We start from the raw sequence: 17004 nt of genomic DNA, 5'->3' as shown, positions 1-17004 counted from the left end.
AGACAACCCAGCGCTTCTGCCTGAGCCTGATACCTGCCTCAGGAGTTTCTTTATTCAGAGCGAAGCTCATGCCTTCTAAAGACGAAACGCTACTTTGCCGCTATCACTACGACCCTCTCGACCGCCTGGCTGATTGCACGCCTGCGGCCCAGGCCAGCACCCGCCGCTTCTACTTGAAGGAGCGCCTGGCCTCAGAGATTCAAGGCTCGTTACAGCGATCGATTTTTCAGCACGACGACCAGTTGTTGGCCCAGCGTCAACGAAAAGATGAGGTCAGCACAGCCACCTTGCTCGCCACCGATCAACAGCGTTCTGTTTTACGGGTGCTTGACGCAGCACAACCCCATCCCCTTGCCTACACGCCCTACGGCCACCGAGCTCAGGAAAACGGTTTGCTCAGCCTGCTCGGCTTCAACGGCGAGCGGCCGGATCCGGTGACCGGACACTATCTATTGGGGAATGGTTATCGGGCGTTCAATCCGGTCTTGATGCGGTTTCACAGTCCGGACAACTTGAGTCCGTTTGAGAAGGGTGGATTGAATGCATACGCCTATTGCCTAGGTGATCCCGTGAATAAGACGGATCCTACCGGGCATTTCCCTAACTTGTGGAAAGCTTTATTAAACGTTTTTAAGCTTCGAACACCAAGTACTCGCGCGGCCACTACATCCTCTCAAGCCACTGCTTTGAATGCAGCGAACGCTGTTACGCCCCCCAACACCGCAACTGCAATCCCTCCACCAAGCTATTCTGCCGGGAATCTCAATGGTCTGAGACCTCCGCGTCAACGCGGAGAACCTCCCGCTTATCGCTCGTTACCACCTGATTACGATGACCATGGATTGGACCCCCTCATACTAGCCACACAAAAAAAATACCAGAACGGCGGACCTCCAACTTATCCTGAAGCTGAAGGGCTTCCATGGCTGTTTATGCCACCGAGGAGGCGCACAGCTTTTTTACGCTACGCTAGATCCTCTACAAGCAGTAGCAGTAGCAATAGCAGTAGCAGTAGCAGCAGTGGCTGGAGCAGTGACTGGAGTAGCATTAGCATTGGCCGGAGCAGCAGAAGCAGCCAGTCGAGCCAGGGTAGCGACAGATCCAGCATCAGCTTATCTGCCGAACAAGTCGACCGAATCAGACGTCTCTCATAGCTCGGCTGCACATGGCGGGACACTTATGAAATTGCGGCGACCATGGACAATATTTCACCGGAATTGAGTACAGATTTGTTCGTCGTGTTTAGTGTCAGGTCCGTCAAACTGAATCGATTCGGTTCTGAAATACCGCAAATGGGTGCACTGAATAAAAAGGCGACATCGCTGTCGCCCTTCTTTCCGTCTTGCTTCCAACCTTACGCCGCACTAAACAACTTATGCGGATCAATCACAAACTTCTTCGGCACACCCGCATCGAACTCACCATAGCCCTTCGGCGCGTCGTCCAGGCTGATGACCTGTACGCCAACGATTTCAGCGATGTTGATGCGGTCCCACATGATCGCCTGCATCAATTGGCGGTTGTACTTCATCACCGGGGTCTGGCCGGTGTGGAAGCTGTGGGATTTGGCCCAGCCCAAGCCGAAGCGGATGCTCAGGCTGCCCATTTTTGCCGCGGCATCGACTGCGCCCGGGTCTTCGGTGACGTAAAGGCCGGGAATACCGATCTTGCCGGCCACGCGGACCACGCCCATCAATGAGTTGAGCACGGTGGCCGGTGCTTCGTGCTTGACGCCGTCATGGCCGTGGCCACGGGCTTCGAAGCCCACGCAATCGACGGCGCAGTCCACTTCTGGTTCGCCCAGCAAGCGCGGCGATTTGCTCGTGCAGCGGGGTGTCTGTGGACAGGTCGACGATTTCAAAGCCTTGGGCCTTGGCGTGAGCCAGGCGGATGGAGTTGACGTCGCCGATGATCACTACCGCAGCACCCAGCAGGCGGGCGGAAGCGGCAGCCGCGAGGCCAACCGGGCCGGCGCCGGCGATGTAGACGGTGCTGCCAGGGCCGACGCCGGCGGTGACGGCGCCGTGGTAGCCGGTCGGCAGGATGTCGGACAGGCAGGTCAGGTCGCGGATTTTCTCCATGGCCTTGTCGCGGTCCGGCAGTTTCAGCAGGTTGAAGTCGGCGTACGGCACCAGCACGTATTCGGCCTGGCCGCCGGTCCAGTCGCCCATGTCGACATAACCGTAGGCACCGCCCGCACGGGCCGGGTTGACCGTCAGGCAGACACCGGTGTGTTGCTCCTTGCAGGAACGGCAACGCCCGCACGCCACGTTGAATGGCACCGAGACCAGGTCACCGATTTTCAGGTTTTCGACGTCGCTGCCCTTTTCGATCACTTCACCGGTGATCTCGTGACCCAGGACCAGGCCGGTCTGGGCAGTGGTACGGCCGCGCACCATGTGTTGGTCGGAGCCGCAGATGTTGGTGGAGACTACGCGCAGGATGACGCCGTGCTCGATCTTCCTGCCGCGCGGGTCCTGCATTTTGGGATAGTCGATTTTCTGTACTTCGACCTTGCCGTTGCCGAGATACACGACACCACGATTACCAGACATGCTTTCACCTCGCTGTTGTTTTTGTGGAACTGCGTTGCCCAGGCAGGCAGCGCGTTGATTGCTCGGGTAGTGCTTGTGTCTTTGTTTCTTTGTTGTCTGTAAGGGCCTCTTCGTCGGAACGCCGCCCGGAGCAAGCTCGCTCCCACAATGGATATCTGGTGTGTCCAAGGTCTGCAGACCGGCACAGATCCTGTGGGAGCGAGCTTGCTCGCGATGACGGGCTAAAGAACGACCGTGCGATTGGCGTTCAGAAACACCCTTCGCTCAATGTGGTACCCCACCGCGCGGGCCAAGGTGAGCCCTTCAATATCGCGTCCCTTGGCGATCAGGTCTTCGGGATAGTGGCTGTGATCCACCACTTCCACCCCCTGGGCGATGATCGGACCTTCGTCCAGGTCGTTGTTGATGTAATGCGCCGTGGCGCCCACCAGTTTCACGCCTTTGTTGTAGGCCTGGTGATACGGTTTGGCGCCCTTGAAGCCCGGCAGCAATGAGTGATGGATGTTGATGGCCTTGCCGTCGAGCTTGCGGCACAGTTCCGGCGACAGCACTTGCATGTAGCGGGCAAGAATCACCAGTTCGGCGCCGGTCTCCTCGATCACGTGCCACACCTGCCGCTCCTGGGCCGGCTTGTCGTTCGGGTCCAGGGGGAAATGGTAGTAGGGAATCTGGTGCCAGTCGGCGAGCGGCTTGAGGTCGGGGTGATTGGAGACCACGGCCACCACGTCCATCGACAACTGGCCGATGCGCTGGCGATAGAGCAAGTCGTTGAGGCAGTGATCGGCCTTGGAGACCATGATCACCACTTTCGGCCGGTAGTTCGGCGGGGTCAGTTCGAAGACCATGCCGAAGGCTTGCGCGCGCTCGGCCAGGCCGGCGCGGAAGCTCTGCTCGTCGAAACCGTCAGGTTGGCGAAACTCCACGCGTATGAAGAAGCGCGCCGAAAGCCGGTCGTCGAAGGAGTGATGCTCGGTGACGTAGCAGCCCTGCTCGAACAGAAAGCGGGTCACCGCATCCACCGTGCCGAGCACGCTGGGGCAGTCGGCAGTCAGGATCCATGTGTCTGGGGCGCGGCTCATTGCGGTGACTCCTGTTTGTTATGGACAAATCCCCCGCTAAGCACAGAACCCTGTGGCGAGGGGATTCATCCCCGCTGGGCTGCGAAGCAGCCCCTAGACCTGCAACTTCAGAGTGTCAGGTTGATCACATCAAGCTTTTGGGGCTGCTGCGCAGCCCAGCGGGGATAAATCCCCTCGCCACAAAAAGGCCGTGGTCGGCTTTAGTCCTTACGCCTGCACACTCAACCCATACTCCGCCGCGGCATCCTGCAACCACAGCCACCAGTAATCGGAAAAGCTGCGGCGGATCACCAGTTCCCAGGTGTCTTCAGCCGTGTGGCGGATCACCAGTTGCGACTTGGCGAACACCGTGCCCACGGCCTTGCCTACCGGGAAGTTGCTTGGGTGTACATCGTAGCTGGTGGATTTCATCAGCACGTCGCGCACGTTCGGGCCGGACAGTTCGAGGATCTGCTGGCCGCCGCTGACGTTGACGATCTGGATGTGCAGGTCGCCCAGCGCTTCGCGCAGGTTCTTCTCGGCGGCGAATTCCTCGCCGCTCGGCACCACCAGCAGCCACTCATCCGGGCCCAGCCATTGCAGGCTGGTTTCACCCTTGACGATGACGGCCAGCGCACCCGGCAATTCCAGGCCCAGGGCTTTGTGCACACCCGCGGCGAACGCAGGGTCGTGGCCATCGCCACGAATGGTCAGGTGGCCGAGGAGTTTTTTCTCGCGCACGGTCACGCCGGCGTTCTTGCGGCCCTTGCCCACCAGGCTGGCGAGGTCGGCATGGTGCAGCGACGACTCGGCCTTGGCCCCGGTGGTGGGGCGTTGTTGGTACACGTTGACTGCGGTCATATGGAGCACCTGTCTTGAATTCTTGATTCGGCCCTTGTGGGAGCTGTTCTGCCGCCTTCGCGAGCAGGCTCGCTCCCACAAGGGTTATGCGGTCTCCTGTGGGAGCGAGCCTGCTCGCGAAGCAGACGACGCAGAACAACTGCTCCCACCAGGACCTCAAGCCTTTAAACGTTCTGCCGATCCCCCTTCGGATCGAAGAACACCGAAGAAACGATCTCTGCCTCGATCACCCGGCCATCCGCCAGCGGTGCGAAGACTCGCTCGCCGAGGCGCTTCAAGCCGCCCTTGACCACGCCCATGGCAAACGAATAACCCAGGGAGTTATGCGCATAGCTGGAGGTCACGTGGCCGACCATCGACATCGGGATCGCCTGCTTGGGGTTGAACACCAGCTGCGCGCCTTCCGGCAGCCAGACATTCGGGTCGATCGGCTTGAGGCCCACCAGTTGCTTGCGTTCTTCACGCACGCAGTCTTCGCGATTCATCCCACGCCAGCCGATCCACGAGAACGGCTTGGTCCGGCCAACGCACCAGCCCATGTTCAGGTCGTCCGGGGTCATCGAGCCGTCGGTGTCCTGGCCGACGATGATGAAGCCCTTCTCGGCCCGCAACACATGCATGGTCTCGGTGCCATACGGGGTCAGGTTGTACTTCTTGCCGGCCTCGACGATCTGTTCAAGCACGCCCATGGCGTAGTCGGCCTGCACGTTGATTTCGTACGACAGCTCACCGGTGAACGAGATGCGGAACACCCGCGCCGGCACGCCGCCCACCAGGCCCTCCTTCCAGGTCATGAACGGGAAGCCGTCCTTGTCCAGGTCGATATCGGTGACTTCGCTCAGCAGCTTGCGGCTATTGGGCCCCGACAGGGTCATGGTCGCCCAGTGGTCGGTAACCGAGGTGAAATACACCTTCAGGTCCGGCCATTCGGTCTGCTGGTAGATCTCCAGCCATTGCAGTACACGGGCCGCACCGCCAGTGGTGGTGGTCATCAGGAAGTGGTTGTCGGCCAGACAGGCAGTCACGCCGTCGTCAAAGACCATGCCGTCTTCCTTGCACATCAGGCCGTAGCGGGCCTTGCCCACGTCGAGCTTGGTCCAGGCGTTGGTGTAGATGCGGTTGAGGAACTCACGGGCATCCGGGCCCTGGATGTCGATCTTGCCCAGGGTCGAGGCGTCCAGCAGGCCGACGCTGTCGCGCACGGCCTTGCATTCGCGCTTGACCGCGGCATGCAGGTCTTCGCCGTTCTTCGGGAAGTACCAAGGCCGTTTCCACTGGCCGACGTCTTCGAACTCGGCGCCGTTTTTCACATGCCAGGCATGCAGCGCGGTGAAGCGCACCGGCTCGAAGATGTGCCCGCAGTGCCGGCCGGCCACCGCGCCGAAGGTCACCGGCGTGTAGTTCGGACGGAACATGGTGGTGCCCATCTGCGGGATGCTCACGTTCAGCGAGCGGGCCGCGATGGCCAGGCCGTTGACGTTGCCCAGCTTGCCCTGGTCGGTGCCGAAGCCCAGTGCGGTGTAGCGCTTGACGTGCTCCACCGACTCGAAGCCTTCGCGGGTGGCGAGTTCGATGGCGGCAGCGGTGACGTCGTTCTGCAGGTCGACGAATTGCTTCGGCGCCCGTGCGGTGGTTTTTTCATGAGGCACCTGGAACAACGCCAGGGTCGGTTCTTCATGACGGCTCAGGGCCTTGGGCAACACGCCCTCCACAGCCTTGAAGCCGGCTTCGCTGGCCGCGCGCACGCCGCCTTCAAAACCGTCGGCCAAGGAATCGCCGAGACCGTAGACGCCATTCACACCGCCGACGCACACGCGTTTCTGCGGTGCTTCGCCCGGCACGAAACCGAGGATGTCTTCACGCCAGATCGGCTTGCCGCCCAGGTGCGAAGCCAGGTGGACCACCGGGCTGTAGCCGCCGGAACTGGCCACCAGGTCGCAGTCCAGCCATTCGCCAGGGCTGGTGACTTTGTGGGCACGAACGTCGATCGCGGCCACACGTGCCCCGCTGACGCGCTTGCTGCCACGGGCTTCGATCACGGCGCTGCCGGTAAGGATGCGGATACCCTTGGCGCGGGCTTCTTCCACCAGCGCGCCACGCGGGTTGCTGCGGGCATCGGCGACGGCCACCACTTGCAGGCCGGCGTCGAACCAGTCCAGGGCGACGCGATAGGCGTGGTCGTTGTTGGTACTCAACACGAGTTTCTTGCCCGGCGCCACGCCGTAGCGGCGGATGTAGGTAGAAACCGCACCCGCGAGCATGTTGCCCGGCACGTCGTTGTTGCCGTAGACCAGCGGGCGCTCGCAAGCACCAGTCGCCAGCACCACGCGCTTGGCGCGAACCCGGTTGATGCGCTGGCGGACCTGGCCAATCGGTGCGCGGTCGCCGAGGTGATCGGTGAGGCGCTCGTGGATGGTCAGGAAGTTGTGGTCGTGGTAACCGTTCACCGTGGCGCGAGGCAGCAACACCACCTCGGGCATCGAGCGCAGTTCAGCCACCGCCGCCGCGACCCACTCGGTCGCCGGCTTGCCGTCCAGGCTCTCGCGGGAGTCGAGCAGGCTGCCGCCGAACTCTTCCTGCTCATCGGCCAGGATCACTCGCGCACCGCTGCGGGCCGCGGCCAATGCTGCGGCCAGGCCAGCAGGGCCAGCGCCGACGATCAGCACGTCGCAGTGACGGTTCATGTAGTCGTAGGTATCCGGATCGTTCTCGGTCGGCGAGCGACCCAACCCTGCGGCCTTGCGGATGTACTTCTCGTAAGTCATCCAGAACGATTGCGGGTACATGAAGGTTTTGTAGTAGAAGCCCGGCGGCATCAGCTTGCCGCCGACCTTGCCGAGAATCCCCATCATGTCGTTGTTGACGTTCGGCCAGCCGTTGGTGCTGGTGGCGACCAGTCCCTGATACAGCGCCTGTTGCGTGGCGCGCACGTTCGGGATCTGCGTGGCTTCGGTGGCGCCGATCTGCAGCACCGCGTTCGGCTCTTCCGCACCGGCGGCAAAGATGCCGCGCGGACGGGAATACTTGAAGCTGCGACCAATGATGTCGACACCGTTGGCCAGCAGCGCGGCGGCCAGGGAATCGCCTTCGAAGCCTTTGTAGCTCTGGCCGTTGAAGGTGAATGTCAGCACTTTGTTGCGGTCGATCCGTCCGCCGTTGGACAGGCGATTGATCTGGCTCATACCTTCTCTCCCAGAGCCTGCGCGGCCGCTTTCGGACTGTCAGCCTTGTCGGTGAATTGCGGCTTTTGACCGATCTTGTAGGTTTCGAGAATCTCGTAGGTCAGGGTGTCACGGGTCGCGTTGAAGTACTGGCGGCAACCGGCGGCATGAATCCACAACTCGTGGTGCAGGCCGCGAGGGTTGTCGCGAAAGAACATGTAGTCGCCCCACTCCTCGTCGGTGCAGGCGTTCGGATCCAGCGGACGCGGGATGTGCGCCTGGCCGGATGCATGGAATTCCTCTTCGGAGCGCAGTTCGCCACAGTGAGGACAGAAGATATGCAACATGGGGATTTCTCCTGTTAGTGGGCAACCGCAGCAGCGCCGTGTTCATCGATCAACGCACCGTTGTGGAAACGGTCGATGGAGAAAGGTGCGGCCAATGGGTGCATTTCACCCTTGGCCAGGCTCGCGGCAAATACGTTGCCCGAGCCAGGTGTCGCCTTGAAGCCGCCGGTGCCCCAACCGCAGTTGAAGAACATGTTCGGCACTGGCGTCTTGGAGATGATCGGGCAGGCGTCCGGCGTGGTGTCGACGATGCCGCCCCACTGGCGGTTCATGCGCACCCGCGAGAGCACCGGGAACATCTCGACGATGGCCTGGATGGTGTGCTCGATCACCGGGTACGAGCCACGCTGGCCGTAGCCGTTGTAGCCGTCGATACCGGCGCCGATCACCAGGTCGCCCTTGTCGGACTGGCTGATGTAGCCGTGCACGGCGTTGGACATGATCACACTGTCGATAATCGGCTTGATCGGCTCGGACACCAGCGCTTGCAGCGGATGGGACTCGACCGGCAGGCGGAAACCGGCAAGCTTGGCCATGTGCCCGGAGTTACCGGCGGTCACTACGCCGACGCGCTTGGCGCCGATGAAGCCCTTGTTGGTCTCCACGCCGATGCACACGCCGTTTTCCTTGCGGAAACCGATCACTTCGGTCTGCTGGATCAGGTCCACGCCCAAGGCGTCCGCCGCCCGGGCAAAGCCCCAGGCCACGGCATCGTGACGGGCCACGCCGCCGCGACGCTGGACGGTGGCGCCCATCACCGGATAACGGGTGTTCTTCGAGCAATCCAGGTACGGGATCTCGTCAGCCACTTGCTTGGCATCGAGCAGTTCGCCGTCTACGCCGTTGAGGCGGTTGGCGCTGACGCGGCGCTCGGAATCACGGATATCCTGCAAGGTGTGGCACAGGTTGTAGACGCCACGCTGGGAGAACATCACGTTGTAGTTCAGGTCCTGGGACAGGCCTTCCCAGAGTTTCATCGCGTGTTCGTACAGGTGGGCCGATTCGTCCCACAGGTAGTTGGAACGCACGATGGTGGTGTTGCGCGCGGTGTTACCGCCGCCCAGCCAGCCCTTCTCGACCACGGCCACGTTGGTGATGCCGTGCTCCTTGGCCAGGTAGTAGGCGGTCGCCAGACCATGCCCGCCGCCGCCGACAATGACCACGTCGTAGACCTTTTTCGGGGTCGGCGTGCGCCACATCCGCTGCCAGTTTTCATGATGGCTGAGTGAGTGTTTGAAGAGGCCGAAGCCCGAATAGCGTTGCATAGTCATTACTCCAAAACCGACTCAGCGATAAACCGGGAAGTCCGCGCACAAGGCCGCCACTTGCTGCGCGACATTGGCCTCGACATCGGCATCGCCGAGGTTGTCGAGGATGTCGCAGATCCAGCCGGCCAGCGTGACGCACTGGGTCACCTTGAAGCCGCGGGTGGTCACTGCCGGCGTACCGATGCGCAGGCCCGAGGTCACGAACGGCGATTGCGGGTCGTTCGGCACGGCGTTCTTGTTGACGGTGATGTGGGCGCGGCCCAGGGCGGCGTCCGCGTCCTTGCCGGTCAGGCCCTGACGGATCAGGCTGACCAGGAACAGGTGGTTGTCGGTGCCGCCGGACACTACATCGTAGCCGCGCTTGATGAACACGCCCGCCATGGCCTGGGCGTTGTCGATCACTTGCTGCTGGTAAGCCTTGAAGCCCGGCTCCGCCGCTTCCTTGAAGCACACCGCCTTGCCAGCGATGACGTGCATCAGCGGGCCGCCCTGGGCGCCGGGGAATACCGCGGCGTTGAGCTTTTTCTCGATCTCTTCGTTGGCCTTGGCCAGGATCAGGCCACCACGCGGGCCGCGCAGGGTCTTGTGGGTAGTGGTGGTGACCACGTCGGCGTACGGCAGCGGGTTCGGGTACAGGCCGGCGGCAACCAGGCCGGCGACGTGGGCCATGTCGACGAACAGCAGCGCACCGACCTTGTCGGCGATCTGGCGAAAGCGTGGGAAATCCAGGGTCTTGGAATAGGCAGAAAAACCGGCAACGATCATCTTCGGCTTGCACTCGACCGCCAGGCGCTCGACTTCGTCATAGTCGATCAGGCCCGTGGTGGTGTCGATGCCGTATTGCACCGCGTTGTACAGCTTGCCCGAGGACGACACCTTGGCACCGTGGGTCAGGTGACCGCCGTGGGCCAGGCTCATGCCCAGGATGGTATCGCCGGCTTGCAGCAAGGCCAGGTACACGGCGCTGTTGGCCGATGAACCGGAATGCGGCTGGACGTTGGCGTAATCGGCGCCGAACAGTTGTTTGGCGCGCTCGATGGCCAGGGCTTCGACCTTGTCGACGTGCTCGCAGCCACCGTAGTAGCGCTTGCCCGGGTAACCTTCGGCGTACTTGTTGGTCAGGCCGCTGCCCTGGGCCTGCATCACGCGCTTGCTGGTGTAGTTCTCCGACGCGATCAGTTCGATGTGATCTTCCTGGCGTTGCTCCTCGGCATTCATCGCCGCCAGCAGTGCATCGTCGTAACCCTGGATTTGGTCTTGCTTGCTGAACATCGCGTCTCTCCCAGCGGCGGCGGTGCGCCTTTCGTCTCGGTGAGGCACGGACCGTTTCGGTCGTGCCCTTTGGATGCGATGGTATGGCCGGCGCAGGCAGGTCAAATGCCTATGGACGCCACGCAAAGGTGCGTTTACGACATGGGATAGGACGCGGTTAGTGTGGCGAGGGGATTTATCCCCGCTGGGGCGCGAAGCGGCCCTGAAACCTGCAGGCGCGGCGTGTCAGGCTGACCGAGTTTGCTGCCTTGGGGCTGCTTCGCAGCCCAACGGGGATAAATCCCCTCGCCACAGGTTCAGTTCAAGCCACCCAGTTGCGAACCGCGAGCAACAAAAGAAAATGCGCGGGGTACAGCGTGTATGCCCAGCGCCGCATTGCCGGTGGACGGAAAGAGCCCGCGTGGCGCAACAGCATCAGCCCAAGCCATGGCGCAATCAGGCAAGCCACCAGCCCCCAGACCGCCACCGTGTCACCCAGCCATGCCGCGCCATACAACACCCGCCATTGATTGGCCGCCACGCAGACCGTTCCCGGCAGCAACGCGAAATACCAAGGCCGGCGATGCACCAGCAACATCGCCAACGGCAGCAGCACGCCGTAAAACCCGAACATCAACTGTGACGAGCACAGCGCTGCCAGCAGCAGCGCCGCCACCGCCAGGCATCGAGCCTGCAAGGTGGGGGTTTGCCAACAGCGCGCCACCAACAATCCCAGCACCAGCGTCGGCATCACGTTCAATGTCGTGGGGTTGGGAACGAACAAGCGGTAGGGGATTTCACTGATGGCGCTGAACAGCAACAGCCAGCCCAGGTAACGCCATGGAAGGGAGCTGGCGCCGTTGCGTGCGAGGTTGGCCGCCATCGCCAGACAGAACCAGGGAAATGCCAAGCGTCCCGGCACATAAAGCCAATCGGCGGAAAAACCGACATATCGCAGATGATCGAAGACCATCGACAACAGTGCCAGCCACTTGAGCAAGTCCAGCGCAGCGTCGCGCTGACTCATGTGTACAGCGGCCCGCTGATTCTGTGATTTTCTGACCGAAACATCCCGTGTGCTCCCTCGCTAATCTTGGGTAAAGTGCGCACCACTATCGACCACGGCGCTGTGGACCCAAACACGCCGAACCATGGAACCCCTCACCCGGGAATTCCACCAGGGATCTCTTACCCAGGACTCTCTATTCAAGGAGCAAGGCCATGACCGACAAGAGCCAACAATTCGCCAGCGACAACTATTCCGGTATTTGCCCCGAAGCCTGGGCGGCCATGGAAGAAGCCAACCAGGGCCACCAGCGCGCCTATGGCGACGATGAATGGACCCACCGCGCCGCGGATGATTTCCGTGCCTTGTTCGAAACCGACTGCGAAGTGTTCTTCGCGTTCAACGGCACGGCCGCCAATTCCCTGGCCCTGTCGTCGTTGTGCCAGAGTTACCACAGCGTGATCTGCTCGGAAACCGCCCACGTCGAAACCGACGAATGCGGCGCGCCGGAATTTTTCTCCAACGGCTCCAAGCTCTTGGTCGCACGCACCGAAAACGGCAAGCTGACCCCCGAGTCGATCCGCGAGATCGCCCTCAAGCGCCAGGATATCCACTACCCCAAGCCGCGCGTGGTGACCCTGACCCAGGCCACGGAAGTCGGCAGCGTCTATACACCGGAAGAGATTCGCGCCATTAGCGTTACCTGCAAGGAACTGGGGCTGAACCTGCATATGGACGGCGCGCGCTTCTCCAACGCCTGCGCCTTCCTCGGCTGCACCCCGGCCGACCTGACCTGGAAGGCCGGCGTCGACGTGCTGTGCTTCGGCGGCACGAAAAACGGCATGGCGGTGGGCGAAGCGATCCTGTTCTTCAACCACGACCTGGCGGAAGACTTCGATTATCGCTGCAAACAGGCCGGGCAACTGGCCTCGAAGATGCGCTTCCTCTCCGCGCCCTGGGTCGGCTTGCTGCAGAACGACGCCTGGCTCAAGCATGCCCGCCACGCCAACCGTTGCGCGCAGTTGCTGGCGCAACTGGTCAGTGATATTCCCGGCGTCGAGTTGATGTTCCCGGTCCAGGCCAACGGCGTGTTCCTGCAACTCTCGGAACCGGCCATCGCCGCACTGACCGCACGGGGCTGGCGCTTCTACACCTTCATCGGCAAGGGCGGCGCACGGTTCATGTGCTCGTGGGATACCGAAGAAGCGCGAGTGCGGGAGTTGGCGGCGGATATTCGGGAAGTGATGGCGGCCTAGGAAATATTGCGGGCTCACCTGTGGCGAGGGGATTTATCCCCGCTGGGCCGCGAAGCGGCCCTGAATCTGCGGACACGATGTATCAGATTGATCGAGTTGATTGCTTTAGGGCTGCTTCGCAGCCCAACGGGGATAAATCCCCTCGCCACTAAGGAGCTCATCGCGGACCTGAAAGAACGGGTTAAAACTCGATCCGCACATCCCCCTTCGGCACGCTGCAGCACGACAGGATGTAACCCTCGGCCTCATCGTCCTCGGTGATGCCGCCGTTGTGCTCCATCTCCACTTCGCCGCCGAGCTTCATGACCTTGCAAGTGCCGCAGATGCCCATGCCGCACGCCTTGGGAATCATCAGGCCAAGCTTGGCTGCGGCCGCGTGGACGGTTTCGCCCGGTGCTACGCCGATGCTCTTGCCCGACGCGACGAATTCCACCTGATGCAGGTCCGCCTGGTCGACTTCAGGCGCATCCGCCGCCTGTTCGGCCTGCTCCACCGCATCGGCGCGAGCTTCCGGTGGCGTGGCGCCGAAAGATTCCTCGTGATAGCGCTTCATGTCGTAGCCGGCCGCTTCCAGCAGGCGCTTGACCGCGCTCATGTACGGCGTCGGGCCGCAGCAGAACACTTCGCGCTCAAGGAAATCCGGCACCATCAGTTCCAGCATCTTGTGGTTCAGGTAACCGCGATACCCGGCCCACGGCTCGCCCAAACCATGCTTTTCGCAGATCAGGTGCAAGCTGAAGTTATCGATCCGCGACGCCATGTGCTCCAGCTCGCGGTGGTAGATGATGTCCTTGGGCGAGCGGGCGCTGTGGACAAAGGTCATGTCGACGTTGGCGTTGGTGTCGTAGAACCAGCGGGCCATGGACATGCACGGCGTGATCCCGACGCCACCACTGAGATACAGGACCTTCGGGCTCGGGAAATCCATGGCATTGAACAACCCCACCGGCCCGTGCACCGCCAGTTCCTGGCCTTCATGCAGCGTGTCGTGCAGCCAGTTGGAGACCTTGCCCCCCGGAACGCGCTTGATGGTCACCGAGAAACTGTAGGGCACCGACGGCGAACTGGAGATCGTGTAGGAACGCATGATCGGCTGGCCTTCGATTTCCAGCTCCAGGGTGACGAATTGCCCAGGCTTGAAAAAGAACATGATCGGCTGGTCGGCCATGAAGCAAAAGGTGCGCACATCCCAGGTTTCCTGGATGACTTTGACGCAACGAACGATATGTCGGCCATTGGCCCAGGTCTGGGTGGTGACCGGGTTCAGGAAATTATTGGACATGCTGATCTCCACGGCCGACTGTCGGCCTTCATGTTGGCGATTGTGCGCAGGCGCCTGCACCGCCATTTACCTATCTGCGACATTCACATACTTATCGCGACCAGCCCCTAACTACCGGGGCTCGCGCGTCGGGAACAGATTGGGCCATGTCGCCCATGGATAAGGTTGCGCCCCAGCGCGGCCCCACACTCGCCCCAACAGATAAACAATATTTTCTGCCTTGCGTAGCACCCTTGATTAGCCACTTTCGCCGGCCACAGAGATGGCCATGAGGATAAAACGATGGACGTCACCACTACCCTGAGCCTGGGCGATCCGCTGGAACCCGCACGCAAGGCCACCGCGCAAATGCTGCAAGAGCGCGAGCGGACCTTTTCGCTGCCGCAGCCGTTCTACTCCGATGAGCGCCTGTTTGATATCGACATGCAGGAAATCTTTCAGAAGGAATGGTTGATCGCCGGCATGACCTGCGAAATTCCGGCCAAGGGCAACTACCTGACGCTGCAGGTCGGCAAGAACCCGATCATCGTGATTCGCGGCGCCGAAGGCGTGGTGCACGCGTTCCATAACGTCTGCCGCCACCGTGGCTCGCGGTTGTGCACCAGCGACAAGGGCAAGGTCGCCAAGCTGGTCTGCCATTACCACCAGTGGACCTACGAACTGGACGGTCGCCTGCTGTTCGCCGGCACCGAGATGGGCGCCGACTTCGACATGAAGCAGTACGGCCTCAAGCCCGTGAACGTGAAGACCGCCGGCGGCTACATCTTCATCAGCCTGGCCGAGAACCCACCGGCCATCGATGATTTCCTGTCGACCCTGAACCACTACATGGAACCCTACGACATGGAAAACACCAAGGTGGCGGTGCAAACCACCTTGATGGAAAAGGCCAACTGGAAACTGGTGCTGGAAAACAACCGCGAGTGCTACCACTGCAACGCCTCGCACCCTGAATTGCTCAAGACCCTGCTGGAATGGGACGACGTCACCGACCCGCGGGCCGACCAGGCGTTCAAGGATCATGTGGCCGCTTCCGCCGCTGCCTGGGATGCCGAGAAGATCCCTTACGCCCACGCCAGCTTCGGCCTGCGCAACCGCATCGTGCGCATGCCGCTGCTCAAGGGCACCGTGTCGATGACGATGGACGGCAAGCAGGGCTGCGCCAAGCTGATGGGCCGCATCAAGAACCCGGACCTGGGCTCGATGCGCATCCTTCATCTGCCGCACTCATGGAACCACTGCATGGGCGACCACATCATCGTCTTCACGGTGTGGCCGATCAGCGCCCAGGAAACCATGGTCACCACCAAATGGCTGGTGCACAAGGACGCGGTCGAAGGCGTGGACTATGACGTGGAGCGCATGCGCCAGGTCTGGGACGCCACCAACGACCAGGACCGTCGCCTGGCCGAAGAAAACCAGCGCGGCATCAACTCCACCGCCTACCAGCCGGGTCCGTACTCGAAGACTTACGAATTCGGCGTGGTGAACTTCGTCGACTGGTACAGCGAGCGCATGCTCAACAACCTCGGGGCCGAACCGGCGCCGTACCTCAAGGGCGTGCCAGTCCAGGGCTAAGTCCGAAGCATCGTCGGATCGCCGCCCGGAGCAAGCTCGCTCCCACAAAGGTTCTTTGGCGCACCAAGGATCAAATGTGGGAGCGAGCCTGCTCGCGAAGGCGGCTTTACATTCACCCGATTATTTTGAAGACCACCGCACCGACCCATCCTCCCCATAAAACGTCTCGACAATCTCCTCCCCCGCCAGCCGCACCTTCACATACCCGTTCAACACCCGCTCCGGATACGCCTCGTCCCCCGCCAATTGTGTTTCCGACCACAACACCCGAGGATGCCCGTTCAACTCGCTGGTGGTGCCGTAGGGAATCGCTCCATGCCCGACGCAACGCGCCTGCAGCCCGTCTTGCGGCGCGTAGCAGATGCCGTTGTGCAGATGGCCCCAATACCAGTAATCCGGCTCACGCCCCAGTGCATCGCACACCGGTTGATAGAGCGCGGTCTTGTGGTGTCCGGAAATATCAAAACCCTGGTGATGGCTGAGCACCATCAGTTTCTTGCGCTTGGGCAGGCTTTTCATCCACTCGATCTGCTGGCTGTTGAGGGTGCCGTCCATGTACAGGTTCATCGCGTCCGAGGCATAGGCGCTGTCCAGGCCAACCACCAGCCAGTCGTCGTTGTACAAGGCAAAGTAGCTGGTGCCCTGCTGCACTGGAAAGCGCTTGGCCAATTCCCTGAAATAGCCGTGGCCGCCGCTGTACATCTCATGGTTGGAATTGAGCGTGAACGAGCCGTGCCTGCCCTGGGGCCAGCCGGCCATGTCGACGTCTTCCTGGGAGTGGGTGCCGGCGTAGTAGACATCCCCCAGGTGGATGGTGAAATCGGCCTGGGCCAGTTGCATCTGGTTGGCGACGGCCACGGCGGGTGCGTGACTGTCGAACGGGCCGGTGCCCCAGTCGCCGGCAATGGCCAGCACCACGTCATTGTCCATTTTCACCAGCGCCGGGGTGGTAGCGAACGGTGCGTGGTGACGCAGGTTCTCGATCCACTTGAGCAGCGCCTCGCTCCATAACAGGTCCAGCAGCTCCCATTTGCGACAACCGAGCAAGGTGCCGTCCTTGAGCACTCGGGTTGGCAACTCCTCTTCCTTTTGCGGCAAAGGCGTGGCGTTGCCGATTTTCAGAATCGACAGGCCGTGGGCCAGTTCCCACGGCACGGCCGGTTCATCGTCGGGCAAATCACCATGATCAATGACATGCCGGGCTTGAGCGTGGCCACGCTCGAGCAGCTTGACGATGGCCTGGAACTCCTCGGGCTCCAGGTCATTGACGAGTTTTTTCCAGGACATTTCCAGCCGCGTGACCAACCCGTGCAGGCGGACCTTGACCTTGTCGAACTCATGTTCCCAATGGTGCAGTAATGACATGTGAACGCTCCTTCGT

The 17004-nt window shown here is 61.6% G+C and carries 12 protein-coding genes and 1 pseudogene; 3 read left to right on the top strand and 10 right to left on the bottom strand.

Annotated features, from left to right (window positions below; all coding sequences use genetic code 11):
• The first annotated feature begins 68 nt into the window (after window positions 1-68).
• The gene (locus PSH78_RS26560) at window positions 69-1154 is read left to right on the top strand and encodes an RHS repeat-associated core domain-containing protein (protein WP_370871050.1); all 1086 of its coding nucleotides are present in this window, start codon (window positions 69-71) and stop codon (window positions 1152-1154) included.
• Between the two features lie 200 nt (window positions 1155-1354).
• Here PSH78_RS26560 and fdhA read toward each other — a convergent pair.
• From fdhA to PSH78_RS02395, 8 genes and pseudogenes are all read right to left on the bottom strand, one after another.
• A pseudogene (gene fdhA, locus PSH78_RS02430) lies at window positions 1355-2555 on the bottom strand (formaldehyde dehydrogenase, glutathione-independent).
• A gap of 221 nt (window positions 2556-2776) precedes the next feature.
• Entirely contained in the window at window positions 2777-3634 is an 858-nt protein-coding gene (gene purU, locus PSH78_RS02425; RefSeq protein WP_305498316.1) for a formyltetrahydrofolate deformylase, read from the bottom strand.
• Window positions 3635-3841: 207 nt separating this feature from the next.
• Entirely contained in the window at window positions 3842-4474 is a 633-nt protein-coding gene (locus PSH78_RS02420) for a sarcosine oxidase subunit gamma (RefSeq protein ID WP_305498315.1), read from the bottom strand.
• Between the two features lie 164 nt (window positions 4475-4638).
• On the bottom strand, window positions 4639-7656 hold the full coding sequence (locus PSH78_RS02415; protein WP_305498314.1) for a sarcosine oxidase subunit alpha: 3018 nt from the start codon (window positions 7654-7656) through the stop codon (window positions 4639-4641).
• Window positions 7653-7982, bottom strand: a complete 330-nt coding sequence (locus PSH78_RS02410) for a sarcosine oxidase subunit delta (RefSeq protein WP_305498313.1) — start codon at window positions 7980-7982, stop codon at window positions 7653-7655. The genes PSH78_RS02415 and PSH78_RS02410 overlap by 4 nt, the downstream gene beginning before the upstream one ends.
• Before the next feature lie 14 nt (window positions 7983-7996).
• Entirely contained in the window at window positions 7997-9247 is a 1251-nt protein-coding gene (locus PSH78_RS02405; RefSeq protein WP_305498311.1) for a sarcosine oxidase subunit beta, read from the bottom strand.
• 21 nt (window positions 9248-9268) lie between these two features.
• Window positions 9269-10522 (bottom strand): serine hydroxymethyltransferase, encoded by a 1254-nt coding sequence (gene glyA, locus PSH78_RS02400; protein WP_030139294.1) that lies wholly within the window; start codon window positions 10520-10522, stop codon window positions 9269-9271.
• A gap of 301 nt (window positions 10523-10823) precedes the next feature.
• Entirely contained in the window at window positions 10824-11528 is a 705-nt protein-coding gene (locus tag PSH78_RS02395) for a TraX family protein (protein ID WP_305498309.1), read from the bottom strand.
• A gap of 194 nt (window positions 11529-11722) precedes the next feature.
• Here PSH78_RS02395 and PSH78_RS02390 point away from each other — a divergent pair, with 194 nt between their 5' ends.
• Complete coding sequence (locus tag PSH78_RS02390; protein WP_305498307.1) at window positions 11723-12763, top strand: low specificity L-threonine aldolase; 1041 nt, start codon at window positions 11723-11725, stop codon at window positions 12761-12763.
• A gap of 181 nt (window positions 12764-12944) precedes the next feature.
• On the opposite strand, the gene gbcB is transcribed toward PSH78_RS02390, so the two are convergent.
• Window positions 12945-14045: a glycine-betaine demethylase subunit GbcB gene (gene gbcB, locus PSH78_RS02385; protein ID WP_305498306.1), complete on the bottom strand. Its 1101-nt coding sequence runs from the start codon at window positions 14043-14045 to the stop codon at window positions 12945-12947.
• A 282-nt stretch (window positions 14046-14327) separates the two neighbouring features.
• Here gbcB and gbcA point away from each other — a divergent pair, with 282 nt between their 5' ends.
• Window positions 14328-15623 carry a glycine-betaine demethylase subunit GbcA gene (gene gbcA / locus PSH78_RS02380; RefSeq protein ID WP_305498304.1) on the top strand — a complete coding sequence of 432 codons (1296 nt, stop codon included), beginning with the start codon at window positions 14328-14330 and terminating at the stop codon, window positions 15621-15623.
• A gap of 120 nt (window positions 15624-15743) precedes the next feature.
• Here the strand turns inward: gbcA and PSH78_RS02375 are convergent, their stop codons facing one another.
• Window positions 15744-16988: a metallophosphoesterase gene (locus tag PSH78_RS02375; protein WP_305498303.1), complete on the bottom strand. Its 1245-nt coding sequence runs from the start codon at window positions 16986-16988 to the stop codon at window positions 15744-15746.
• Window positions 16989-17004 lie beyond the last annotated feature (16 nt).

Origin of the sequence: Pseudomonas sp. FP198, assembly GCF_030687895.1 — a bacterium.
Lineage (GTDB): Bacteria > Pseudomonadota > Gammaproteobacteria > Pseudomonadales > Pseudomonadaceae > Aquipseudomonas.
This window is presented reverse-complemented; position numbering and strand designations above follow the sequence as displayed.

Coding starts and splice junctions, on each gene's coding strand:
- PSH78_RS02395 (WP_305498309.1), bottom strand. CDS start 11,528: ATGAGTCAGCGCGACGCTGCGCTGGACTTGCTCAAGTGGCTGGCACTG.
- PSH78_RS26560 (WP_370871050.1), top strand. CDS start 69: ATGCCTTCTAAAGACGAAACGCTACTTTGCCGCTATCACTACGACCCT.
- PSH78_RS02420 (WP_305498315.1), bottom strand. CDS start 4,474: ATGACCGCAGTCAACGTGTACCAACAACGCCCCACCACCGGGGCCAAG.
- gbcA (WP_305498304.1), top strand. CDS start 14,328: ATGGACGTCACCACTACCCTGAGCCTGGGCGATCCGCTGGAACCCGCA.
- PSH78_RS02405 (WP_305498311.1), bottom strand. CDS start 9,247: ATGCAACGCTATTCGGGCTTCGGCCTCTTCAAACACTCACTCAGCCAT.
- gbcB (WP_305498306.1), bottom strand. CDS start 14,045: ATGTCCAATAATTTCCTGAACCCGGTCACCACCCAGACCTGGGCCAAT.
- PSH78_RS02375 (WP_305498303.1), bottom strand. CDS start 16,988: ATGTCATTACTGCACCATTGGGAACATGAGTTCGACAAGGTCAAGGTC.
- PSH78_RS02415 (WP_305498314.1), bottom strand. CDS start 7,656: ATGAGCCAGATCAATCGCCTGTCCAACGGCGGACGGATCGACCGCAAC.
- glyA (WP_030139294.1), bottom strand. CDS start 10,522: ATGTTCAGCAAGCAAGACCAAATCCAGGGTTACGACGATGCACTGCTG.
- purU (WP_305498316.1), bottom strand. CDS start 3,634: ATGAGCCGCGCCCCAGACACATGGATCCTGACTGCCGACTGCCCCAGC.
- PSH78_RS02410 (WP_305498313.1), bottom strand. CDS start 7,982: ATGTTGCATATCTTCTGTCCTCACTGTGGCGAACTGCGCTCCGAAGAG.
- PSH78_RS02390 (WP_305498307.1), top strand. CDS start 11,723: ATGACCGACAAGAGCCAACAATTCGCCAGCGACAACTATTCCGGTATT.